This is a genomic window from Kitasatospora sp. NPDC001225 (genome assembly GCF_053597855.1).
The window spans coordinates 1-22,842 of sequence record NZ_JBSFJC010000127.1 but is presented as its reverse complement, the minus strand read 5'-3'; the positions used below and the strand labels follow the sequence as shown (position 1 = coordinate 22,842).

At 74.8% G+C, this 22,842-nt stretch carries 17 protein-coding genes; 15 read left to right on the top strand and 2 right to left on the bottom strand.

The annotated features are described in order from the left end of the window. The 4 genes from ACWDCZ_RS31565 to fabG form a co-directional block, all read left to right on the top strand. A partial coding sequence (locus ACWDCZ_RS31565; protein WP_449817618.1) for a beta-ketoacyl synthase N-terminal-like domain-containing protein occupies window positions 1–709 on the top strand: 709 nt, incomplete at its 5' end. Window positions 710–812: 103 nt separating this feature from the next. Beyond that, entirely contained in the window at window positions 813–1,208 is a 396-nt protein-coding gene (locus ACWDCZ_RS31560) for a hotdog family protein (RefSeq protein ID WP_074002437.1), read from the top strand. After that, window positions 1,205–1,702 carry a 3-hydroxyacyl-ACP dehydratase FabZ family protein gene (locus ACWDCZ_RS31555; RefSeq protein WP_049655093.1) on the top strand — a complete coding sequence of 166 codons (498 nt, stop codon included), beginning with the start codon at window positions 1,205–1,207 and terminating at the stop codon, window positions 1,700–1,702. The genes ACWDCZ_RS31560 and ACWDCZ_RS31555 overlap by 4 nt, the downstream gene beginning before the upstream one ends. After that, the gene (gene fabG, locus ACWDCZ_RS31550) at window positions 1,702–2,436 is read left to right on the top strand and encodes a 3-oxoacyl-[acyl-carrier-protein] reductase (RefSeq protein ID WP_049655090.1); all 735 of its coding nucleotides are present in this window, start codon (window positions 1,702–1,704) and stop codon (window positions 2,434–2,436) included. The genes ACWDCZ_RS31555 and fabG overlap by 1 nt, the downstream gene beginning before the upstream one ends. Before the next feature lie 13 nt (window positions 2,437–2,449). On the opposite strand, the gene ACWDCZ_RS31545 is transcribed toward fabG, so the two are convergent. Then, window positions 2,450–3,703: an RNA-guided endonuclease InsQ/TnpB family protein gene (locus ACWDCZ_RS31545; protein WP_449817617.1), complete on the bottom strand. Its 1,254-nt coding sequence runs from the start codon at window positions 3,701–3,703 to the stop codon at window positions 2,450–2,452. 161 nt (window positions 3,704–3,864) lie between these two features. Between ACWDCZ_RS31545 and ACWDCZ_RS31540 the strand changes: the two genes are divergently transcribed. Then, window positions 3,865–4,578, top strand: a complete 714-nt coding sequence (locus ACWDCZ_RS31540) for a DsbA family protein (RefSeq protein WP_449817616.1) — start codon at window positions 3,865–3,867, stop codon at window positions 4,576–4,578. A gap of 80 nt (window positions 4,579–4,658) precedes the next feature. On the opposite strand, the gene ACWDCZ_RS31535 is transcribed toward ACWDCZ_RS31540, so the two are convergent. Then, window positions 4,659–5,387 (bottom strand): aspartate/glutamate racemase family protein, encoded by a 729-nt coding sequence (locus ACWDCZ_RS31535; RefSeq protein WP_053112228.1) that lies wholly within the window; start codon window positions 5,385–5,387, stop codon window positions 4,659–4,661. A gap of 187 nt (window positions 5,388–5,574) precedes the next feature. Here ACWDCZ_RS31535 and ACWDCZ_RS31530 point away from each other — a divergent pair, with 187 nt between their 5' ends. The 10 genes from ACWDCZ_RS31530 to ACWDCZ_RS31485 all read left to right on the top strand — a co-directional run. Next, window positions 5,575–6,303, top strand: coding sequence for a DUF4097 family beta strand repeat-containing protein (locus tag ACWDCZ_RS31530; RefSeq protein WP_049655082.1), 729 nt, complete (start codon window positions 5,575–5,577; stop codon window positions 6,301–6,303). Window positions 6,304–6,414: 111 nt separating this feature from the next. Further along, window positions 6,415–7,344 carry a 3-oxoacyl-[acyl-carrier-protein] synthase III C-terminal domain-containing protein gene (locus ACWDCZ_RS31525; protein ID WP_049655080.1) on the top strand — a complete coding sequence of 310 codons (930 nt, stop codon included), beginning with the start codon at window positions 6,415–6,417 and terminating at the stop codon, window positions 7,342–7,344. Next, complete coding sequence (locus tag ACWDCZ_RS31520; protein ID WP_449817615.1) at window positions 7,344–8,753, top strand: preATP grasp domain-containing protein; 1,410 nt, start codon at window positions 7,344–7,346, stop codon at window positions 8,751–8,753. Before ACWDCZ_RS31525 ends, ACWDCZ_RS31520 begins: the two co-directional genes overlap by 1 nt. Further along, a complete protein-coding gene (locus tag ACWDCZ_RS31515) occupies window positions 8,750–10,036 on the top strand; it encodes a type III PLP-dependent enzyme (RefSeq protein WP_449817614.1) in 1,287 nt (428 codons plus the stop codon). Before ACWDCZ_RS31520 ends, ACWDCZ_RS31515 begins: the two co-directional genes overlap by 4 nt. Before the next feature lie 44 nt (window positions 10,037–10,080). After that, window positions 10,081–10,350, top strand: a complete 270-nt coding sequence (locus ACWDCZ_RS31510; protein WP_049655074.1) for an acyl carrier protein — start codon at window positions 10,081–10,083, stop codon at window positions 10,348–10,350. A gap of 2 nt (window positions 10,351–10,352) precedes the next feature. After that, window positions 10,353–11,249 carry a hypothetical protein gene (locus ACWDCZ_RS31505; RefSeq protein WP_380777000.1) on the top strand — a complete coding sequence of 299 codons (897 nt, stop codon included), beginning with the start codon at window positions 10,353–10,355 and terminating at the stop codon, window positions 11,247–11,249. Then, a complete protein-coding gene (locus tag ACWDCZ_RS31500) occupies window positions 11,246–11,941 on the top strand; it encodes a hypothetical protein (protein WP_387823078.1) in 696 nt (231 codons plus the stop codon). The genes ACWDCZ_RS31505 and ACWDCZ_RS31500 overlap by 4 nt, the downstream gene beginning before the upstream one ends. After that, window positions 11,938–13,092, top strand: coding sequence for an acyl-CoA dehydrogenase family protein (locus ACWDCZ_RS31495; protein ID WP_049658255.1), 1,155 nt, complete (start codon window positions 11,938–11,940; stop codon window positions 13,090–13,092). The genes ACWDCZ_RS31500 and ACWDCZ_RS31495 overlap by 4 nt, the downstream gene beginning before the upstream one ends. A 191-nt stretch (window positions 13,093–13,283) precedes the next feature. Beyond that, window positions 13,284–14,303 (top strand): 2,3-diaminopropionate biosynthesis protein SbnA, encoded by a 1,020-nt coding sequence (sbnA, locus tag ACWDCZ_RS31490; RefSeq protein WP_049658253.1) that lies wholly within the window; start codon window positions 13,284–13,286, stop codon window positions 14,301–14,303. Continuing rightward, the coding region (locus tag ACWDCZ_RS31485) for an amino acid adenylation domain-containing protein (protein ID WP_449817613.1) at window positions 14,303–22,842 on the top strand (8,540 nt) is incomplete at its 3' end. The genes sbnA and ACWDCZ_RS31485, both read left to right, overlap by 1 nt.

Sequence of the window (22,842 nt, the reverse complement as noted above, 5' to 3'; positions counted from 1 at the left end):
CGGCGACCGCCCCTACCTGGTCGACCCGGCCAGGTTCCCGAACACCGTGATGAACCGGGCCGCGGGCCAGTGCGCGATCTGGCACGGCATCAAGGGCCCCAACAGCACCATCGCGGGCGGCTGGTCGGCCGGCCTGCTCGCCCTCGGATACGCCGCCCGGCTGTACCGCGGCGGGCACTGCGACCGGGTGCTGTGCGGCGCCGCCGAGGAGTACTCGGTCCAGCGCGCCTGGCTGGAGTGGCACAGCGCGGGCGAGGACGGCCGGACCCCGCTCGGCGAGGGCGGCGTCGCCTGGCTGCTGGAGTCCGCCGAGCAGGCGCGCGCGGCGCACCGCCCGGTCCTGGCACGGCTGCTCGGCACCCGCTTCCGCGCCTACCACCGGCCCGAGCAGGCCGCCGGGGCGCTGACCGACTGCGTGCGCGCGGCGCTCGCCGAGGCCGGCGCGGACGGCCGGGACGTACGCCTGGCGGCCCCGCTCGGCGGACCGGACGAGGAGGCGGCGGTGCGCGCGGCCCTGCCCACCGGGGCGGAGCCGCAGTGGCTCCGCTGCCGGCCGCTGCTCGGCGACGCCTCGGCGGCCGCGACCGGCCTCCAGCTGGCGGCGGTGCTGGCCGCGGCCGGCGAGGGACGGCTGCCCGAGGGCGGGCTGGCACTGGTGACCTGCGTCGACCGGGACGGCACGGTCGGCTGCGCGCTCCTGGGCGGCTGACCGCGGCGGCCCGGACACGGCGGGGCCCGGCCCCGGCAGGCCCGGCCCCGGCGGGGCCCGGTCGGCAGGCCCGGACGGCCCCGACACAGAGGAGGGACAGACCATGATGCTCACAGCGTTGACCGTGGCGGAGCCGGACGGCCGCCCGGAACCCCCCGGCGCGGCCGGCGAGCCGGTGGCGCGGCACGTCCGGGGCACCGTCGTGCTGACCGCGGCCGAACCGTTCCTGCGCGGGCACTACCCCGGACTGCCGGTGGTCCCCGGCTTCGGCCTGGTGCAGTACGTCCACGAGCTGGCGGCCGCGGCCGCCGTGCCCGGCCCCGGCCGGGCCGAGCTCACCCGGGCGCGCTTCCTGAGCCCGGTGCGGCCCGGCGACGAGATCGCCGTCGACGCCCGGATCCAGCGCGACCACGACGGGGCCCGGGTCTGCGCCCAGGTCCACGCCGACGACCGACTCGCCGCCGAGATCACCCTGTTCTACCCCCGGGAGGCCCTGTGAAGGACATCGCCGCCATCACCTCGGTCGTCCCGCACCGCCACCCCGCGCTGCTGGTCGACCGGATCGCCGAGATCGAACCGGGCCGCCGGCTCGTCGCGTACAAGGCGGTCACCCTCGCCGAGCCCGCCTACCGGGACGTGCCCGAGGACGCCGCCAACGAGGAGTACGACTACCCGCTCGGCCAGCTGCTGGAGTCCTGGGCGCAGTGCGCGGTGCTGCTGTCCTGTTGGGAGCGGCCGAACGCCAACGTGCTGGACGGGCAGGTCGTACTGCTGGCCCGGACCCGGGACGTCCGGGTGCTCGGCCCGGTCCGCCCCGGCTCGGTCGTGGTGCACGAGGTCACCATGGTCCGCGCCCTCGGCGACTCCTTCATCACCTCCGGCCGCAGCACCGTGGACGGCCACCCGGTGCTGGAGGTCGGCCAGTTGACGCTGGCGCTGCGCCCGGCGGAACTCCTCCGGGCCCCTGGAAGCACGACCGACGGGAGGTCCTGATGTCCGCACGACGGGTCGCCCTGGTGACCGGAGGGTCCCGGGGCATCGGACGCAGCGTGGTGGCCCGGCTCGCCGCCGACGGCTACGACGTGGCGTTCTGCTACCAGTCCCGGGAGGAGGCCGCGGCGGAGACCGCGAAGGAGGCCGAGGCGGCCGGCGCCCGGGTGCTGGCCCGGCGGGTCGACGTGGCCGACCGCGCCCAGGCCGAGGCCTTCGTCAAGGCCGCCGAGCAGGAGCTGGGGCCGCTCCACGCGGTCGTCTCCTCGGCCGGCATCGTCCGGGACAACCCGCTGGTGCTGCTCACCGAGCAGGCCTGGCAGGACGTCATGCGGGTCAACCTGGACGGCACGTACCACGTCTGCCGGGCGGCGGTGTTCGCGATGATGAAGCGCCGCGCCGGCGCCCTGGTGACGATGTCCTCGGTGGCCGGCGTGTACGGCAACGCCACCCAGACCAACTACTCGGCGTCCAAGGCCGGGATCATCGGGTTCTCCAAGGCGCTGGCCAAGGAGGTCGCGCCGCGCGGCATCCGGGTCAACTCCGTGGCGCCCGGCTTCATCGAGACCGACATGACCTCCGCCCTCGCCGAGGGCGCCGACCTCACCGGACGCATCCCGCTGGGCCGCCTCGGCCGCCCCGAGGAGGTCGCCGACCTGGTCTCCTTCCTGCTGTCCGACCGCGCCTCGTACATCACCGGGCAGGTCTTCGGCGTCGACGGCGGGCTCGTGCTTTGACATCCTCCCCACCCTAATGAATGGGGATTCCTCCCACGCCTGCGGCACGGTTGCCCGTGGGTCGCAAGTCGCCGAGGTGGGTTCCCCGTTCGACGGGCCGTGCCCGGCGTGGGATTGCCACGCCGGGACTGACCGGCCCTCCAGGGGCGTTTAGCCTGTCCGCCTGCCCGGCGGCCAGGATGTTCCGAGCAGCGTTGAGGTCACGACCATGCAGCACACCGCACGCACCACAGGCCCACTCCCGTACCACCAGGGGCTTGGGACCGTCGCGGTGTCCGCACCGCGAGCAGAGCTGGGACGACGGGAACATGCGGTGCACGATGCCGACGGTACGCCCGTACCGGGCCGCCTTCTCTTCGAGCAGGCGCCGGAAGGCGGCCCATCCGGCGTCGTGAACGGACTTGGCCAGACGGCCCCGTGCGAGGCCGCGCACATTCAGGTCCTCCAGGTATACCGCTTGGTTCTCGCGGATGATCCTGGTGGTCTGCTTGTGCAGCCAGTCCCGGCGGGTGTCGGCCACCTTGGCATGCGCCCTGGCGACCTTCACCCGGGCCCTCTCCCGGTTCTTGCTGCCCTTGGCCTTACGGGACAACTCCCGTTGCGCGACCTTGAGCCTCTTCTCCGCCTTGCGCAGGAAGCGCGGGTTGTCGATCACGCCGCCGTCGGAGAGGACGGCGTAGGTGGTCAGGCCGAGGTCGATGCCGACCTCGGCCTGAACCTCGGGCAAGGGTTCTGGCTCCACGTCCACCACGAACGAGGCGTGGTAGCGGCCGGCCGGATCGAGCACGATCGTCACCGACGACGGGTCGGCCGGAAGGTTCCGGGACCACTTCACCCGCACGTCGCCGATCTTCGCCAGGTTCAGCTTCCCGTTCCCCCGGATGCGGAACCCGTTACGGGTGAACCGCAGCGACTGCCGATTGTCCTTGCGGGACTTGAACCGGGGAAGCCCCACAGGGCAGCCGGCACGCTTGCCCGAGACGGAGTCGAAGAAGTTCTGGCAAGCCGCATCCAGGTCCCTCAGCGATTGGATCAACGGGTCCACCCCGACCGAAGCAAGCCAAGCGCGCTCCGGTGTCCCCTTCGCCGCCGTGATGACCTGCTTCTGCAGGTCGGAGCTCCTAGGGTACGGAAAGCCGCTCTTGCGGGCGTCCTTCCGTGCCGCCAAGGCGTCGTTGTACACAACCCGCGCACACCCGAACGTACGGGCCAGAGCCTCGCGCTGACCAACCGTCGGATAGATGCGATAGGAGTACCGAAGATGCACACGATCAACCTATCGAGGACCACTGACAACGACCTCCGCCCGAACCCGCGCAGCTCGCTCCGTCGTATCGCGGCTCCAAACCAAGGAGTGTCCCCCACTCCCTGGGCGGATGGACCCCTGTCTCCCCGGCTCGAAAGCCGGGGCCTTGTGGGAGACCCGAGGTGAGCGGGTCCGGCAGGGCTCCGCGGTTCTACTTCTCGCTGCGCAGCCCGTACTCCTGGCTCGCCTACCGCGAGCTGCTGGAGCGGCACCCGGACGTCGCCGGGGCGGTGGAGTGGCGGCCCTTCTTCGAGCCGGACGGCACCAGCGAGCGGCTGCTGGCCGAGCTCGGCGGCTCGTTCCCGTACACCGCGATGTCCCGCGCCAAGCACCTGTACGTCCTCCAGGACGTGCGGCGCCTCACCGCCGCGCGGGGGATCGCGTTCCGCTGGCCGGTGGACCACGACCCGGTGTGGGAGGTCCCCCACCTGGCCTATCTGCGGGCCCTGCGCGGGGGTCTCGGCCCGCAGTTCGTCGCGGCCGCCTACCGGGCCCGCTGGGAGCAGGGCCGGGACATCTGCGACCGGACCGTCATCGCCGGGATCGGGGCCGAACTGGGCCTCGACCCGGCGGAGTTGGCGGGTGCGAGCGACGACCCGGAGCTGCGTCGGCAGGGGGCCCTGCTGCTCAAGGACATCTGCGACGACGGGGTGTTCGGCGTCCCGTTCTTCGTCCAGGGCTTCAACCGCTTCTGGGGGCTGGACCGGCTGCCGGACTTCGTCGCCCACCTGCGGGCCCGGGCCGGCGGCGACGGGGCGCTGCCGCCGCCGGCCGCCCCCGCGGTCGGGCTCGGCGCCCGGGCCGTCGACGACGGCCACGCGGGCGGCTGCGGCTGACCGGCCCGCACGCGTACGGCACGGCCCCGGCGTTCCTCCGCCGGGGCCGTGCCGTCGTTCGCGCGTCTCGGGAACGCGCCTCAGGACCGCACCGGGACGCTCCGGTACAGCTCGGCGATGCAGGCCCGGGAGAGCGCGGCCAGGCTGGAGACCATCAGCTCCGGCGGCAGGCCCGCGCTCCGGTAGGCGAGCGGGAGTTCGGTGCAGGCCGCCACCACCGGCAGCCGCCGGCGCCGCCAGAGCCGTCCGACGGCCTCCCGGAAGGCGGCGCCGGCCTCCTCGGCCCGTCCGGCCTTCACCCGTTCGGCGGCCCCGTGGACCGCCTCCTGCGTCCCGCCGTCGGGCACCAGCAGCCGGTAGCCCCGGGCCGCGGCCCGCCGCTGGTAGAGGCCGCTGCGCACGGTCCCGGTGGTCGCCGTGAGCCAGCCGCCGTCCGGGCTCAGCCGGACGGCCTCGTCCAGGGTGGCGTCGACGATGTCGACCACCGGGACGGGCGAGGTGGCGGCGAAGCCGTCCAGGAAGACGTGCGCCGTGTTGCAGGGGACGGCCAGCAGGTCCGCACCCCAGCCGGCCAGCGTGCGCAGGCACTCCCGCACCCGCCGCCCGGGCTCGTCGTCGCCGCCGAGGATCGCGGCGGTGCGGTCCGGGATGCCCGGCTCGGACAGCAGCAGCAACCGGGGGTGCTGCTGGTCCCGGGAGGCCGGCGCGTCGGCCGCGAGCAGCCGCAGGAACTCCGCGGTCGCCGCCGGGCCCATGCCGCCCAGTACGCCCAGGGTCCGCTCGGGAGCCCGTGCCGTCAGCGCTGTCATGCCTCAACTCTGGACGGCTGCGCTGACCCGGAACTGACATTCGCCTGACATCCACCGTTTGGGGGAACTCCCCCTCAGGAGACGGGGGTTAGCCCCATGGTCCCCGGCTTTCCCAGCGGGATAGCTTCGTGGGGTCCGCCCCGCGACGGGGCCTGTCCAGGAACGTCCTTCAGATCTGGGGAATGACATGCGCCAGCAGTCCGGCCGTCTCGCGTCCTTCGTCGTCCTCGCGGCCGCCGTGGGCGGTCTCAGCGCGTGCGGGTTGGCTCCCGACAACAACTTCGACGACGACGCCACGGTGAGCGACAAGATCACCGCCGTACGGCTCGACACCACCTCCGGCGGCGTGACCCTGCGCGGCAAGGACGGCCTCGACAAGGTCTCCGTGCACCGGTCGGTCAGCTACAAGAACGACAAGCCCGGGGTGACGAGCCGGGTCGAGAACGGCGTCCTGGTGCTGGGCGGCTGCGGCCAGTACTGCTCGGTCACCTACACCGTCGAGGTCCCCCCGGGCCTGCCGGTCAGCGGCCAGACCAACTCCGGGTCGGTCAACCTGACCCAGGTGGGCAACGTGCAGGTGTCCACCCACTCCGGGGCGGTCAGCCTGGACGGGGTGAACGGCACCACGGAGGTGAAGACCACCAACGGCGCCATCACCGGGCGCGGGCTGAACGGCAGCCGCATCCAGACCGAGACCCACAACGGGGCGATCGACCTCGTCTCGACCAAGCCGCAGGACGTCTCCGCGTCGACGTCCAACGGCGCCATCACCCTGGTCGTGCCGAGCGCCACGTACAAGGTGTCCGCGAAGACCGGCAACGGCCACAAGGACATCGGGGTCTCCGACGACCCGTCCGGCCGCTACCAGCTCGACCTGAGCACCAGCAACGGGCGCATCCAGGTCAAGCAGGCCTGACAACCCGCGCAACGGGCTGCCGTCCGGCGATCAGCCGGGCGTCAGCAGCCTGTCAGCGTTCCCGGCGAATCTGGTGGGGCTCCGATCCTTGTCGCGAGGAGGCCCCGTCGCATGACGTCGATAGAAGCGGTATCGAGCTACCTGCCACCGACGGTCTCGGTCGAACAGCTGCGGGAGCCGCTGGGGCTGACCGACCAGCAGGTGCGCCGGTTCACCAGGCTGTACGGCCTCGACCGGATCTGCCAGGCGCCCGACCAGTCCGAGGCGGAACTGCTGGCCACCGCGGCGGGCAAGCTCGACGCCCTCGCCGGGCAGGAGGACCGGATCCGGTACGTGGTGCGCGCCAAGGGGCTGCGCACCACCGCACCGTACCCGGTCAGCCCGCTGCGGACGGTCTGCGAGTCGCTGGGGCTGCGCCGGGCGAAGGTCTTCTCGGTGGCCGACCACGGCTGCGCGACCGGACTGCTCGCGGTGGACGCGGCCGGCACCCTGCTGGCGGCGGACGGCGACCCGGACGCGCTCGCGCTGGTGCTGGCCGGGGACAAGACGCTCACCCCGTTCTCCCAGTGGGTCGAGGACGTCTCGATCATGGGCGAGGGCGTCACCGCCGTCCTGGTGGGCGCCGGCGGCGACCGCAACCGGGTGCTCGGCTACCACGCCCGCATCCACGGCCGCGAGGACGGCGTCATCGACCTCGACGCCGAGGGCGCCCGCGAGGCCAAGCGGATCTACCAGGACGCGATGGCCGAGGTCATCGACGGTGCCCTGGCCGCGGCCGGCCTGGCCGTCGGCGACCTCGACCTGGTGCTGCCGCACAACGTCAACCGGGTCTCCTGGACGGTCGCCGCCAACGCGCTCGGCATCGACCGGGACCGCATCTTCCTGGAGAACATCGGCCGGACCGGCCACTGCTTCTGCGCCGACCCCTTCATCAACTACCAGTCGGCGCTCGAACTCGGCCTGCTGCGGCCCGGGGACACCTACCTGATGACCTCCGCGGGGCTCGGCCAGTCCTTCGCCGCGATGGTCGTGAGGCACTGATGGGCGCCCGCGACGGGGGCCGGACCCCCGATGCCGCCGATGCCCCCGATGCCGCCGACCGGCTGGCCCTCGCCCTGACCGGCTCCCCGGACGCCCGGCTGCTGTTCCTGGGCAACTTCGAGGTGGAGCAGCAGTGGGCGCTCGGCGAGCACACCCTGCCCCGGCTCTCCGCCGCCACCTCCAGCGCCGTGGTCAACCGGATGGACGAGTTCGCGCTGCTGCTGGCCGGCGGCCGGGACCACGTGGTGCTCAAGACCCGGCCGGACGGCGACTACCTCGGCTACCTGGCCGGGCTCGGCCTGGACCTGCCGCACGTCCACGTCCCCGCCGCCCAGGACCCGCAGCGCACCGTCACCGAGGACGCCCTGGCCGACCCGGCCCTGCTCGCCGAACTGGCGGGCCTGGCCGCCGACGGCTGCCGGATCGCCGCCCACGGCGTGTCCGAGCCGGAGGAGCGCCTCGCCGCGGCCACCGGGCTGCGCCTGGCCGGACCGGACGCGGCCACCTGCAAGGCCGTCAACAGCAAGGTCTACAGCCGCCGGATCGCCGACGAGCTCGGCCTGCGCCAGCCCCGCGGCTGGGCCTGCGAGACGCTCGCCGAACTCGCCGACGCCTTCGCGGCGGTGGACGCCGAGCTCGGCGACGGCCGGGCCGTGGTGAAGGAGGCGTTCGGCGTCTCCGGCAAGGGCATCGCCCGGCTGACCAGCCGGCGCCGCGGCGAGCGGATCCTCGGGCTGATCGCCAAGCAGGTCGAGGCCTCCGGCCGGCCGCGGATCGCCATGGTGGTCGAGGAGTGGGTCGCCAAGAGCACCGACCTCAACTACCAGTTCACGGTGGGCCTGGACGGCTCGGTGGCGTTCGACTTCGTCAAGGAGCAGCTCACCGAGGACGGCGTCCACAAGGGCCACCGGATGCCCGCCCGGCTCGGCGCCGACCAGGTCGACGAGCTGCGCACCGCCGCGGACCTGCTCGGCAAGCGGCTGGCCTCGGACGGCTTCCACGGCGTGGTGGGCGTGGACGCCATGGTGGACCCCGACGGCGGGATCTACCCGGTCGTGGAGATCAACGCCCGCAACAACATGTCCACCTACCAGGTCCGTCTGCAGGAACGGTTCGTCAAGCCGCAACAGGTCGCCGTCGCCCGCCACTACCCGCTGCGGCTGACCGCACCGCTGGCCTTCGACGAACTGCGCCGGCTGCTCGACGGCCTGCTGCTCGACCCGGCCGGAGGCACCGGCCTGCTGGTGAACAACTTCGCCACCGTCAACGCGGCGTTCACCGGCGGCGACGCCCCGGTCGACGGCCGGCTGTACGGGATCATCCTCGCGGACTCGGCGGAGGAACTGACCACCATCGACGCGGAGATCGCCGACCGGCTCGACCGGCGGGAGAGAGGGGACCGGCCATGAGCGACGTCTTCGAGATCCAGGGCACACCCGTCACCGAGATCGCCCAGCGGTACGGCACCCCGCTCTTCCTCTACGACGGGGACGCCCTGACCGGGCGGATGCGCGACCTGCGCGAACACCTGGACCCCAGGCTCCAGGTGTTCTTCTCCCTCAAGTCCAACCCCAACCTCGCCATCTGCGCCCTGCTCCACGCCCACGGCGCCCGCGCCGAGGTCTCCTCGCTCACCGAGCTGCGCACCGCCCGGCAGGCCGGGGTGGCCGGCCGGGACATCCTCTTCCTCGGGCCGGGCAAGAGCCGGGAGGAACTGCTCGCCTGCCTGGACGAGGAGATCGCGGCGATCGTCTGCGAGTCCCTCCAGGAACTCGCGCTGATCGACGAACTCGCCCGCGAGCGCGGCACGGTGGCGCCGGTCGCGCTGCGGGTCAACCCGAGCTTCTCGGTCAAGGGCTCCGGCCTCACCATGGGCGGCAAGCCCCGCCAGTTCGGCATGGACGAGGCCCAACTCCTGGCCGACCCGGGGCTGGTGGCACGCCACCCGGCGGTGCGGGTGATGGGCGTCCAGGTCTACATGGGCACCCGTATCCTGGTCGAGGACACCATCGTCGAGAACACCGAGCGGATCTTCGACCTGGCCGAACGCCTCAGCGCCGCCCTGGACTTCGAGCTGGAGCTGGTGGACGTCGGCGGCGGCCTCGGCGTCGCCTACTTCGACGGCGAACGGGACCTCGACCTGCCGAAGCTCGCCGCCGGGATCAACCCGCTGGTCGCCGCGTTCGCCGAACGCCACCCCGGCACCCGGCTGGTGATGGAGCTCGGCCGCTACCTCACCGCGCTGGCCGGCACCTACGCCACCCGGATCCGGTACGTGAAGGAGTCGCTGGGCGAGCGCTTCGCGGTCGCCGACGGCGGCACCCACCACCACATGGCGGCGGTCGGCATCGGCTCCTTCGTCAAGCGCAACTTCCCGATGCTGCTGCTCAACCGGCTCGACGAACCCGCCACCGAGGTCTGGAACGTCACCGGCCCGCTCTGCACGCCCAACGACACCCTGGCCAAGAAGGCCGAGCTGCCGCCGGTACGGCCGGGCGACCTGCTCGGCGTGCTGCGCTCCGGCGCGTACGGGCCGACCGCCTCCCCCGTGCACTTCCTCAGCCACGGCTACCCGGCCGAGGTGCTGGTGCTCGACGGCGAGGCGCACCTGGTCCGCGAGCCCGACCGCCCGGAGGACCTGCTGCGCCACCAGCGCCCGATCGCCCCCGAACTCCTCGGCCGCTCCAGCTAGTTGCCGCACGCCCCCACCCCCAACCCCCGGAAGGAGTGCCGACCATGACCGGAGCCACCGGCACGGACCGCGCGCGGATCGTCACCGAGATCTCCGCCGCCCTCGGCGAGGTGCTCGACTACGACCTGCCCGAACTCACCGAGGAGTCCCGGCTCTTCGACGAGCTCGGCCTCGACTCCACCGGCGTCTTCGAGCTGCTGATGCGGCTGGAGGAGTCGCTGGACGTCGAGTTCGACACCGACTCGCTGGAGATGGCCCACTTCGCGAGCGTCCGCTCGCTGGCCGACTTCGTGGCCACGGAACTGGGCGGCTGAGCATGCCGGTCCGGACCGTACCGACGAAGGGCCCCTGGGAGGCGCCCGCCGTCTTCCCGCTCGGGCTCGCCGCGATCACCCACCGGAGGTTCCCGCCGGGCCGGGCACGGATCGACGACGCCTTCTCGCTGCGCCACTTCGCCGACCTGACGGCCGCCTACGGCGTCGACCACCGGCCGGAGCTGGTCCGGGAGGCGGCCGGGAACACCTTCGCCGACATGGCCGGGGAGCTGCTCGCCGCGCTCGACCCGCAGGACCGACGAGCGGCAGCGGCCACGCAGGCGCCGCCGATCGACCTGGCCGTGGTCGCCCACGCCACCCCGGACCTGGACTGCCGGCTCGCCGCCGTCACCAGCCTCTCCGAGCGCGTCCCCGGCGGGCCGCTCTCCTTCGCCGTCTCCGAGTGCGGCTCCAACGCCCCCTTCGCCGCGCTGCGGCTGGCCGACGCCTACGCCCGGCGGCACGACCTGCGCAGCGTCGCGGTGTTCGTGCTCGACCAGGCCACCTTCCCGTACGAGACCGGACGGGACCTCGCCGGGGACGCCGGCCTCGCGCTGCTGCTGACCGACACCGGCTCCCTCGGCCGGCTCACCCTGTGGCAGCGCACCGGCACCGGACCGGACGACGTGCCGGCCGCCGTCCGCACCGCCCTGGCCGAACTGGACGCCACCGGCTGCCCGTTGGTCCTCGGCGCCGCCCTCGACCCGGCGCGCGACCTGCCCGGCCACCCCGGCCGGATCGTGCGCACCCCGCCGGGCCACCCGGCCTCCGGCACCCTCACCGCCCTCGCCGCCGACCCCGCCTGGGCGGCCGGGAGGGAGGAGCGGATCGCCGTCGTCGACCACGAACCCGACACCGGCGACCTGGCCGTCTGCCTGATCGAACGGGGCGGGCGGTGACCACCGTGACGCACCGGGACACGGACCTGTGGCCCCGCTGCCAGGACGCCGCCCGGCAGCGGGGCCTCGCCCCGGCGCTGCGGCTGCTCGCCTCCGCCCTGACACCCGGCCTGCTGCCCTGCGGGCCGGGCGGGCACACCGTGGCCGACGCCCGGACCTTCGCCGAGGCCGGCGGGCTCTGGGTGGCCGGCGCCACCCGGCCGCGCCGCCCCGCCGACGAGGCCGTGCTGTCGCGCACCGCACTGCCCGGCGGCGAGGTGGTCGCCGCCACCGTCACGACCGCGCCGCCGGCCCGGCGCGGCGCGGCCGAGCGGGAGGCCGGCGCCGCCTTCGTCCTGGGCCTGGCCTGGGTGCGGCTCGGCCTGTCGGAGTCGCTGCGCTCGGCCTGCCTGGGCTACCTGGGCCGGCGCCGCAGCGGCGACTCGTACCTGTTGCAGCAGCAGCTGGTGAAGGGCACCGTCGCCGAGGCGGTGGCCGACCACCTGGAGGTCCGGGCGGTGCTGTCCGGCGCCGGGCCGGGCGACCTGCCCGCCGCGGTGCTGGCGGACGTCCACGCCCGGATCACCGCGGCCGACCGGGAGCAGGTCCGGCTGCTGGGCGCCAGCGGCTACCTGCGGGACGGCCCCGGGATGCCCTGCTACCTGTCGGAGCTGCTGGCGGAGGTCCACGTGACCGGGGAGGAACCGCGATGACCGGGCCGGACGGGCACCTGGCCGCGCTGCGCGCCAGGGCCCGCGAGTGGGGCGCCGGGCTGCGCCCGCTCGCGCTGGAGATCGACCGCGACCCGGAGGCGATCCGGCAGCACCTGGACCTCCCGGCCGTGCGCTACCTGGCGACGATGGGCATCCCGGCCGCGTACGGGAACGAGCCGGAGAAGATCGACGGGCAGCGCCACTGCGGCGACTCGGCGCTGGAACGCGCCGTCGTCATGGAGGAGCTCGCCCGCGCCGACGTCGGCGCGATGGTCGCCTCGCCGGGCCCGTTCCTGGCCGGCGTCGCGGTCGGCCTGTGCGCCGACGAGCGGCAGAAGGAGTGGTTCTACGGCCGGATGCTGCGCGAACCCCTGTGGACCTGCTTCGCGCTGACCGAACCGGACCGCGGCTCGGACGCGGCGGCCCTGACCACCGCGCTGACCCCCGCCCCGGGCGGGGCGCTGCTCAGCGGCGAGAAGCGCTACGTGGGCAACGCCTCGCGGGCCCGGCTCGCGGTGGTCTTCGCCCGCACCCGGCCCGGCCCGCTCGGCATCACCGCCGTCCTGGTCGACACCGACACCCCCGGGTTCCACGCCGAGCCGCTGGACATGCTGGGACTGCGCGGCGCGCGGATCAGCGCCGTCCGCCTGGAGTCGGTGGCCGTCCCCGAGGAACACGTCCTCGGCCGCCACCTCCCGGCCAGCCGGCGCGGGGTCTGGTCCTTCGTCCAGATCTTCAACCAGCTGCGCCCGGGCGTCGCGGCGATCGCGGTCGGGATCGCCCGCGCCGCCCACGACTACGTGACCGCGCACCGCGGCCCGCTGCGCACCGCCGAGCAGGAGCGGCTGGACGCGATCGGCCGCCGGATCGACGCCGTCCACCGCCTGGTGCTGGACGCCGCCGCGACGGTCGACGCCCGGCCGGCCGACGGCCACCTCGCCTCGGCCGCCAAACTGCGCGCCGCCCGGCTCGCCGAGGACGTGACGCTGGCGGCCTGCGGCTTCTTCGGGCCCGGGGCCCGGCTGGCGCACCCGCTGCTGGACAAGCTCGCGCGCGACGCCCGGGCGATGGAGTTCCTCGAGGGCGCCGCCAACATCCACCGGCTGAACCTCTTCCAGGGACTGCTCACCGGCAAGGTCGGGCGCGCCTAGCAGCGCCTCCCGGGGCCGCCCCGGCAGGCGCCCCCGGCGGCGCCCCGGGGCCCGTCCCGGGCCTCTGACCAGGGCCTTCGCCCCATCAGTTGCGAATCAGTGCGACGTCAGTGTGTTCGGAAACCATGGGGCCATCGCTTCGGACCGATTGGGCACCCGCTACCACGGAACGACCGGGTGGGAGTAGACGCATGCCAGTTATCACGACACCGCAGGAATTCGACGTCGAGGACCTGTACGTCGACCTCCGACGGATGATCGGCCGTCCGCTGTACCTCAAGTGCGAGGGCTTCAACTTCGCCGGCTCGGTCAAACTGCGGGCGGCGGGCGAGATGGTGGACTCCGCCTTCCGGTCCGGGGCGCTGCGGCCGGGGATGACCATCGTGGAGAGCTCCTCCGGGAACCTCGGCGTGGCGCTGAGCCTCGTCGCGGCGAGCCGGGGGCTCACCTTCGTCTGCGTCACCGACTCCCGCTGCACCACCGTCTCCCGGCGACTGATGCAGCGCCTGGGCGCCGACGTGCGGGTGGTGACCGAGCCCGACCCGCAGCGCGGCCTGCTCGGCGCCCGGCTCGACCTGGTCGCCCGGCTGTGCGCCGAGCACCGGGACTTCCACTGGCTCAACCAGTACGCCAACCCGGGCAACTGGACCGCCCACTACCGCACCACCGGGCCGCAGATCGCCAAGGCCTTCCCGGAGCTGGACGTGCTGTTCGTCGGCGCCGGGACCACCGGCACCCTGATGGGCTGCGCCCGGTACTTCCGGGAGAACAACCCGGGGGTGACGATCGTCGCGGTCGACGCCGTCGGCTCGGTCAACTTCGGCCACGAGCCGGGCGGCCGGCTGATCCCCGGCATCGGCACCAGCGTCCGGCCCGCCATCCTCGACGAGTCCTACGTGGACGACACCGTGCTGGTCGCCGAGACCGACACCGTCCGGGCCTGCCGCGCCCTGCTGCGCGAGGGCTTCCTGCTCGGCGGCTCGACCGGCACGGTGCTCAGCGGCGCGGCCCGCTGGCTGGGCGCCAACCGGCCGGACGAGGAGCTGACCGCCGTGGCCATCGCGCCCGACCTCGGCGAACGCTACCTGGACACCGTCTACGACGACGCGTGGGTGCTGGAGTCCTTCGGCCCCGACGCCCTGGCCGCCGAGGCGGCCGCCCCCGGTACCGGCCTCGCCTCGATCGGCCCGACCTCCGTTGGGAGCCTGTGATGACATCGGTCCTGGGGACCTCGCTGCCGCTCACCGCCGGCCAGACGGAGATCTGGCTCGACGTCAACGGGGCCGGCGGGAGCAACGCGTACAACTCGGCCGGCTACCTGGACGTCCGCGGCCCGCTGGACCGGGCCCGCTTCCGCACCGCGCTGGGCCGGCTGGTCGAGGAGGCGCAGTGCCTGCGCGCCCAGTTCCTCGACGTCGACGGCGAACCCCGCCAGCGCCTCCGCGAGGTCGCCGAACTCCCGCTCGACGAGCTGGACTTCGGTGCCGAGCCCGACCCCTCCGCGGCGGCACTGGACTGGATGCGGACGGACCTGGCGAAGCCCTACGACCCCGCCGGGTTCCCGCTGTTCCGGCTCGCCGTCCTCACCCTGGGCCCGGACCGGGCGCTCTTCTACCTCTCCGTCCACCACCTGCTGTGCGACGGCTTCAGCCAGGTGGTGCTCTGGCGCCGGCTGGCCGAACTGTACGAGGCCGACGGCGGGGACGCCGGCCCGGCCCTGCCCCCGCTCGCCGACCTGCTCGCCGCCGAGGCCGCCTACCTCGGCTCCTCCCGGGCCCGGCGGGACGCCGAGTTCTGGCAGCGCCGGTTCCCCGAGCCGCCCGAGCCCGCCGACCTCTCCCACCGGGAGCCCGCGACGGCCGCGCCGCAGGGCTTCCTGCGCCGCACCGCCGCCCTGTCCGCCGGCACCAGCGCCCGGCTGCGCGCGGCCGCCAGCCGCGCGGACGTCACCTGGCCGACCGCGGTGATGGCGGCGGTCGCGGTGTACACCCAACGGATGACCGGGGTCGAGGACGTCCTGCTGACCCTGCCGGTGACCGCCCGGCCGACCGCCCACGAGCGGTCGATCCCCGGCATGCTGGCCAACTACCTGCCGCTGCGGGTGCCCGTCCGCCCCGCCCTGACCAGGGCCGGGCTGCTGCGCCAGACCTCCCGGGAGCTGGCCCAGGCGCTCCGCCACCAGCGCCACCGGGTCAGCGCGATCCGCCGCGCCATGGGGCTGCGCAGCGACGACCGGCGGCCCTTCGGACCGTTCGTCAACCTGCTGCCGCAGCAGGCCGAGCTGGCCCTCGGGCCGTGCACAGCGCGGGTGGTCAACCTGTCGACCGGGCTGATCGACGACCTGATGGTCACCGTGGTCGAGACCGCCGGGGCCGGCATCGAGCTGCACCTCAACGGCAACCCGGACCGCTACACCGACGCGGAGATCGACGGCCACCTCGCCCGGCTGGTGGAGTTCCTGGACCGCTTCGCCGAGGCCGGGGACGAGCAGCCGGTCGGCGGCCTGGCCGTGGACACCGGGGACCGCGCCGCCTGGGTGCGGGAGTCGAGCGGACCCGAGCGCCCGGCGGGCTTCGACTGCGCGGTGGCCCGGATCCGCGAACTCGCCGCCCGGCGCCCCGAGGCCGTGGCGGTCGCCGAGGACGGCGGCACGACCACGTACGCCGAACTGGTCGGCCGGGCCAGCGCCCTCTCCCGCCGGGTCGGCGACGCCGGCCTGGTGGCCCTGCTGGTCACCCCGGGCTCCGACTTCATCGCCTCGGTGCTCGGCGTGATCGGCGCCGGCGCGGCCTACGTCCCGCTGGACCCGGGCGCGCCCGAGGCCAGGACCGTCGCCCTGCTCTCCGACAACGGGATCACCACCGTGGTCGCGGACGCCGCCCACCGGCCGCTCGCCGAGCGGGTGGCGGCCGCCGCCGGCCGACCGGTCCGGCTGCTGGAGGTCTCCGCGCGGGAGCGGGACGCCGCCGACGACCTCGCGCCCGTCCTCGGCACCCCGCTGGACCTGGCGTACGTGATCTTCACCTCCGGGTCCACCGGGGCGCCCAAGGGCGCCATGGTGCACCGCGCGGGGATGGTCAACCACCTGCTGGCGAAGGTCGACGACCTGGCGCTGGACGCGGCCGACAGCGTGGTGCAGAACGCCCCGGTCACCTTCGACGTGTCGGTGTGGCAGATGCTCGCACCGCTGGTGGTCGGCGGCCGGGTCCGGGTGGTGCGCCGGGAGACCGCGGCCGACCCCGACCTGCTGTTCGCCCTCGCCGACACCGAGGACGTCACCGTCCTGGAGGTCGTCCCCTCACTGCTGCGCGCCGCCCTGGACGCCTGGGACCTGGGCGCCGGCGCTCCCGTGCTGGCCGCGCTGCGCCACCTGGTGGCGACCGGCGAGGCGCTGCCCGCCGACCTGTGCCGGCGCTGGACGAGCCGCTACCCGCTGGTCGGACTGGTCAACGCGTACGGGCCCACCGAGTGCTCGGACGACGTCACCCACGCGCACCTCGGCCACGGGCTCCCGGAACACGGCGCCGTCCCGATCGGCCGCCCGGTCCGCAACACCCGGCTCTACGTGCTCGACGACGCCCTGCTCCCGGTCCCCCAGGGCGCGCCCGGCGAGCTGTACGTCGGCGGCGCCGGCGTCGGCCGCGGCTACCTGGCCGACCCGGCCCGCTCCGCCGCCGCGTTCGTACCCGACCCGTACGGCCCGGCGGGCAGCCGGATGTACCGCACCGGCGACCGCGTGGTGCGCGGCGCGGACGGGCAACTGGTCTTCCTGGACCGCCGGGACAACCAGGTGAAGGTGCGCGGCCACCGGATCGAGCTCGGCGAGATCGAGGCGGCGCTGCGCGCGCTGCCGGACGTCTCCGACGCGGCGGTACGGGCGGTCGGCGGCACCGGCGGGAGCACCCGGCTGGTCGGCTACTGCGTCCCGCGCGCCGGGGCCGTGCTCGACCCGGCCGGGGTCCGCGAGCGCCTGGCCGCCGTCCTGCCGGAGTACATGGTGCCGCCGAACGTCCTGCTCCTGGACGCCCTGCCGCTCACCCCGCACGGCAAGGTCGACCGCCGGGCGCTGCCCGACCCGGCACCGGCCGGCGCCGAGGCCCCGGCCCGGCCGGACACGCCGCGCAGCCGGGCCGAGGAGATCGTCTGCGCCGCGTTCGCCGAGGTCCTCGGCGTGCCGGAGGTCCGCCCCGGCGACAACTTCTTCGAGCTGGGCGGGGACAGCATCAGCGCCATCCTGGCGGTCGGCCACGCCCGCCGGGCCGGACTGACCGTCACCCCGCTGCAGATCCGCACCCACCACACCCCCGCGGCCATCGCGGCGCTCGCCGCACCGGGCGGGCCGGCCCGCCCGGCCGCCGCGCCGGACGACACCGGCGAGGTCGAACTCCTGCCGATCGCCCACCAGTTGCGCGAGGACCTCGGCGTCCTGGACGAGCGGACCAGGGAGTACAGCCAGTACCAGGTGCTCACCACCCCGGCCGGCCTGGACCTCGACCGGCTGACCGCGGCCACCGCCGTCCTGCTGGACCACCACGCCGCGCTGCGGTCGCGGCTGACCGTGGTGGCACCGGGCCTGTGGTCCCTGGAGGCCCTGCCCAGGGGCGCCGTCCGGGCCGCCGACACGGTCCGCCGGGTCGACGTCTCGGCGCTCGCCGACGACCCGGCCGCGCTGGCCGCCGCCGTCGACGAGCAGATCGCCGCGGCCCGCACCGGGCTGGCCCCGGAGGACGGCGCGGTGACCCGGCTCGTCCTGCTCGACGCCGGCCCCGGCCGCCCCGGCCGGCTGGTCTGGCTGACCCACCACCTGTGCGTGGACGGGGTCTCCTGGCGGGTCCTGGTCGCCGACCTCGCCGCCGCCTGCCGGGGCCTCGCCCCGGAACCGGTCGGCACCTCCTACCGCCGCTGGTCGCAGCTGCTCGGCGAGCAGGCCCGCACCGCCGAGCGGGTGCGCGAATTCCCGCTGTGGGCCGAGCAGTCGGCGGCCGCGGAGCCGCTCGGCTCCCGACCGCTGGACCCCGAGCGGGACGTGTACGGCTCCGCCCACCGGCTCCGGCTGGAGCTGCCCGCGGACACCACCGCGACGCTGCTCGCCGCCGCCCGCCGGGTCTACGGCGGGGAGATCAACGACCTGCTGCTGACCGGCCTCGCGCTCGCCGTCGCCGACTGGCGCCGGCACCGCGACCGCCCGGCCGGCACCGTCACCGTCGAACTGGAGGGCCACGGCCGCGAGCCGTTCACCGACGAGGCCGAACTCTCCCGTACGGTCGGCTGGTTCACCAGCGTCTTCCCGGTACGACTGGACCCGGGCGACGCCGGGCGCGAGCCGCTCGACGCGGCCGTGCGCCGGGTCCGGCAGCAGCTCGGCCGGCTGCCCGACCACGGGCTCGGCCACGGGCTGCTGCGCCACCTCAACCCGCAGACCGTCACCGCCCTGGCCCGGCACGGCGTACCGGAACTCGGCTTCAACTACCTCGGCCGGTTCCGGACCGACCGGGACGAGAGCGCCGGGGACTGGCTGCCGGACGCCCGGCACGCCGTCGTCGGCACCGGGGTGCACCCGAGCATGCCGCTGCGGCACGTGCTCGCGGCCACGCCCGTCACCGAGGACCGGCCGGACGGGCCGCACCTGGTCGCCGACTGGCTCTGGGCCCCGGAGGCACTGGCCGACGCCGACGCCGAGCACATCGCCCGCGCCTGGTTCCGCGCCCTCGAAGCCCTGGCCGCCCACGCCTCCCACACCGAGCAGGCCGTCCCCGGCGAGCAGGACGGGGCGGCGGACGGCGAGGCGCTGGAGCTGTCACCGCTCCAGAAGGGCCTGATCTTCCAGACGGAGTTCGACAAGCAGGGCATGAACTCCTACCTGATGCAGGCCGTCCTCGACATCGATGGGCCCTTCGACCCGGCCGCGCTGCGCACCGCGGCCGCCGCGCTGCTGGCCCGGCACGCCGGCCTGCGGGTGCACTTCCCCGAGCGGTCCGCCGAGGACGCCCGGCAGGTCGTGGCCGCCGCGGTGCCGGTGCCCTGGGAGGAGGTCGACCTGTCCGGGCTCCCCACCGAGGCGGAGCGGACGGCCGAGGCCGAGCGGCTGACCGACGCGGACTGGACCCGCGGCTTCGACCTGGCCCGGCCCCCGCTGCTGCGCTTCACCGTGCTCCGGCTGGCCCCCGACCGGGTCCGGCTGCTCTGGACGCTGCACCACCTGCTGGTGGACGGCTGGTCGATGGGCGTGATCGCCCAGGAGCTGTTCACCCTGTACGCCACCGGCGGCGACCCGGCCGCCCTGCCCCCGGCGCCCTCCTACCGGGCGTACTTCGACTGGCTCGCCGCCCAGGACACCGAGGCCGCCCGCGCGGCCTGGCGGCAGGCACTGGACGGGCTGGGCGAGCCGCTGCGGCTCGGCACGGCCGACCGGCCGGGCGACCCGGGGCTGCCCGAGGCCGTCGACCTCGCCCTGCCCGAGGAGCTCACCGCCCGGCTGGTCGCCTGGGCCCGCGCGGAGAACCTCACCCTCAACACCGTCCTCCAGGGCTGCTGGGCGCTGCTGCTCGGCCGGCTCACCGACGCCCCGGACGTGGTGTTCGGCGCGGTCAACTCGGTGCGGCCGCCGGAGCTTCCGGGCATCGAGTCGCTGGTCGGCCTCTTCCTGAACATGCTCCCGGTGCGGGTGCGGCTCGACCCGGACCTGCCCGTCGCCGCGCTCCTCCACCGGATCGACGAGCAGCAGACCGCCCTGCTCGACCACCGGCACCTCGGCCTGGCCGAGGTGCAGCGGATCGCCGGGGCCGGCGAGCTGTTCGACACCGTGTTCAGCTACCAGAACCAGCCGCAGGCCGACGTCGGCCGGCTCAACGCGCTGGTGCCCGAGCTGCGGCTGGGCAACGCCCGCACCCGGCTGGCCGGCGAGCGCGGCCTCGCGGTCCTCGCCTACCCGGACACCCGGCTGACGCTGAGCGCCCAGTTCCGCCCCGACCGCTACGACCGCGACGAGGTCGTCCGCATCCTGGACCGCTTCGCCCACGTGGTGGAGAGCGTCCTGGCGGCCCCGAACGTCCCGCTCCGCCGGCTGCCCCTGCTCACCGACGAGGAGCACCACCGGATCCTCGGCGACTGGGCCGGACGGGCCGCCGCCGCCCCGCGCACCGTCGTCCCCGCGCTGTTCGCCGCCCAGGTCGCCCGGGCGCCCGAGGCCGTGGCCGTGGTCTTCGAGGACCGCGAGACGACCTACCGCGAGCTGGACGAGCGCTCCAACCGGCTGGCCCGGCTGCTGATCGCCCACGGCGTCGGACCGGAGCGGATCATCGCGCTGGCCGTACCCGACCCGGTCGAGATGACCTGTGCCGTCCTGGCCGCGCTCAAGACCGGCGCCGCGTACCTGCCGATCGACCCCAAGTACCCCGCCGACCGGATCGCCTTCATGCTGGCCGACAGCCGGCCCGCCGTCCTGCTCACCACCGCCGCCCTCGCCCCGCAGCTCGCCGGGGCCGACTGCCGCACGGTGCTGCTCGACGACCCGGCCACCCTGGCGGAGCTGGCCGGCCTCCCGGCACACACCCCGCAGGACGCCGAGCGGACCGCCCCGCTGCTGCCCCGGCACCCGGCGTACGTCATCTACACCTCCGGATCGACCGGCCGGCCCAAGGGCGTGACGGTCGACCACTCCGGCTTCGCCGCGATGGTGGCGAGCCTGATCGAGCGCTTCGGCGTCGGCCCGGACACCCGGGTGCTGAAGTTCGCCTCGTTCAGCTTCGACGCCTCGGTCTGGGAGCTGAGCCTGTCCCTGCTCGGCGGCGGCACCCTGGTGGTCGCCGACGAGGAGTGCCGGGTCCCCGGCCGGCCGCTGGTCGACCTGATCCACCGCCACCGGGTGAACCTCGCCGGGCTGCCGCCGGTGGTCGCCGCCGCGCTCCCGGACGGCACCCGGCTGCCCGCCGACCTGACCATGGTCGTCGCCGGGGAGGCCTGCCCGCCGCACGTGGTGGACCGCTGGTCCGGGCAGCTGCAGATGATCAACGGCTACGGGCCCACCGAGGCCGTCCTCGCCTCGACGGTGAGCGAACGGCTGGGTGGCGAACGGCTGGACGGCGAACGGCTCAGTGGTGGCGAACGGCCGGGTGGCTCGGGCCGGCCCCCGATCGGCCGGCCCACCCGGGCCCACCGGGTCTACGTGCTCGACTCCGCGCTGCGGCCCGTCCCGGCCGGGGTGGTCGGCGAACTCTACGTCGGCGGCAACCTGGCCCGCGGCTACCTGGACCGGCCCGGCCTGACCTCCGAACGCTTCGTCGCCGATCCCTTCGGCCCCGCCGGCGAGCGGATGTACCGCACCGGCGACCTGGCGAGCTGGCGCCCCGACGGCCAACTCGACTACGCCGGACGGGCCGACGACCAGGTGCAGCTGCGCGGCTTCCGGATCGAACTCGGCGAGATCGAGTCCGTGCTGACCGGCCGGCCCGAGGTGGCGCAGGCCGCCGTCGTGGTCCGCACCGACGACGGCGAGGACCGACTGGTGGCCTACGTGGTCGCCCGGCCCCCGGCCGTACCGGACCCGGCCGCGCTGCGGGAGCGGGTCGCCGAGGCCCTGCCCGAGTACATGGTCCCGGCCGCCGTCGTCGTGCTCGACGCGCTGCCGCTCACCCCGCAGGGCAAGCTGGACCGCCGGGCCCTGCCCGCCCCCGACAGCGCCCCCGCCCCGGCGGGCCGGCTGCCGCGCACCCCGGTCGAGGAGATCCTCGGCGGGATCTTCGCGGACGCGCTCGGCCGGACCGCCGTCGGCATCGACGACGACTTCTTCGACCTCGGCGGCCACTCCCTGTTGGCCACCCAGGTGATCAGCAGGGTCCGCTCCGCCCTGGGCACCGAGGTGCCGATCCGTACGCTCTTCGAGCAGCGGACGGTGGCCGGCGTCGCCCGGGAGCTCGCGGCCGGCGGCGCGGTCCGGCCGCCGCTGCGGCCCGCCGTCCAGGGCGACCGTTCCGGTGAACTCTCCTTCGCCCAGCGGCGGTTGTGGTTCCTGAACCGGCTGGAGCCGGGCTCGGCGGCCTACAACGTGACCTTCGCGGTCCGGCTCTCCGGGGCGCTGGACGTCACGGCGCTGGACGCGGCGCTGGCCGACCTGGTCGAGCGGCACGAGGTGCTGCGCACCGTCTTCCCGGAGACCGACGGCGAGCCCCGCCAGGAGGTCCTGGGCACCGAGGCCTGGACCGGACTCACCGTCCGGGAGGCCGCCGAGGCCCCGGCGGAGGCCGCCCGCGGCTTCGACCTGTCGACCGAACTCCCGCTGCGGGCCGCCCTGTTGCGCACCGGCCCGGCAGAGCACCTGCTGCTGCTGATCGTCCACCACATCGCCTGGGACGGCTGGTCCGCCGCACCGCTCACCCGGGACCTCTCGCGGGCGTACGCGGCGCGGGCACGCGGTACGGCCCCCGCGTGGGAGCCACTGCCGGTGCAGTACGCGGACTACACCCTCTGGCAGCAGGACCTCCTCGGCGACGACCACGACCAGACCTCCCTGGCCGCACAGCAGTTGGCGTACTGGACGGAGAACCTCGCCGACCTCCCCGAGGAACTCGCCCTGCCCTTCGACCGCCCCCGCCCCAAGGTCGCCACCCACCGCGGCGGCACCGTCCCCTTCCACATCCACCCCGACACCCATGACCGCCTCGCCCACCTCGCCCGCGACAACGGCGCCTCCCTCTTCATGGTCCTCCAGGCCGCCCTCGCCGCCCTCCTCACCCGCCTCGGCGCCGGCCACGA

Coding starts and splice junctions, on each gene's coding strand:
- ACWDCZ_RS31515 (WP_449817614.1), top strand. CDS start 8,750: ATGAGCGACGTCTTCGAGATCCAGGGCACACCCGTCACCGAGATCGCC.
- ACWDCZ_RS31525 (WP_049655080.1), top strand. CDS start 6,415: ATGACGTCGATAGAAGCGGTATCGAGCTACCTGCCACCGACGGTCTCG.
- ACWDCZ_RS31505 (WP_380777000.1), top strand. CDS start 10,353: ATGCCGGTCCGGACCGTACCGACGAAGGGCCCCTGGGAGGCGCCCGCC.
- fabG (WP_049655090.1), top strand. CDS start 1,702: ATGTCCGCACGACGGGTCGCCCTGGTGACCGGAGGGTCCCGGGGCATC.
- ACWDCZ_RS31510 (WP_049655074.1), top strand. CDS start 10,081: ATGACCGGAGCCACCGGCACGGACCGCGCGCGGATCGTCACCGAGATC.
- ACWDCZ_RS31495 (WP_049658255.1), top strand. CDS start 11,938: ATGACCGGGCCGGACGGGCACCTGGCCGCGCTGCGCGCCAGGGCCCGC.
- ACWDCZ_RS31560 (WP_074002437.1), top strand. CDS start 813: ATGATGCTCACAGCGTTGACCGTGGCGGAGCCGGACGGCCGCCCGGAA.
- sbnA (WP_049658253.1), top strand. CDS start 13,284: ATGCCAGTTATCACGACACCGCAGGAATTCGACGTCGAGGACCTGTAC.
- ACWDCZ_RS31530 (WP_049655082.1), top strand. CDS start 5,575: ATGCGCCAGCAGTCCGGCCGTCTCGCGTCCTTCGTCGTCCTCGCGGCC.
- ACWDCZ_RS31520 (WP_449817615.1), top strand. CDS start 7,344: ATGGGCGCCCGCGACGGGGGCCGGACCCCCGATGCCGCCGATGCCCCC.
- ACWDCZ_RS31535 (WP_053112228.1), bottom strand. CDS start 5,387: ATGACAGCGCTGACGGCACGGGCTCCCGAGCGGACCCTGGGCGTACTG.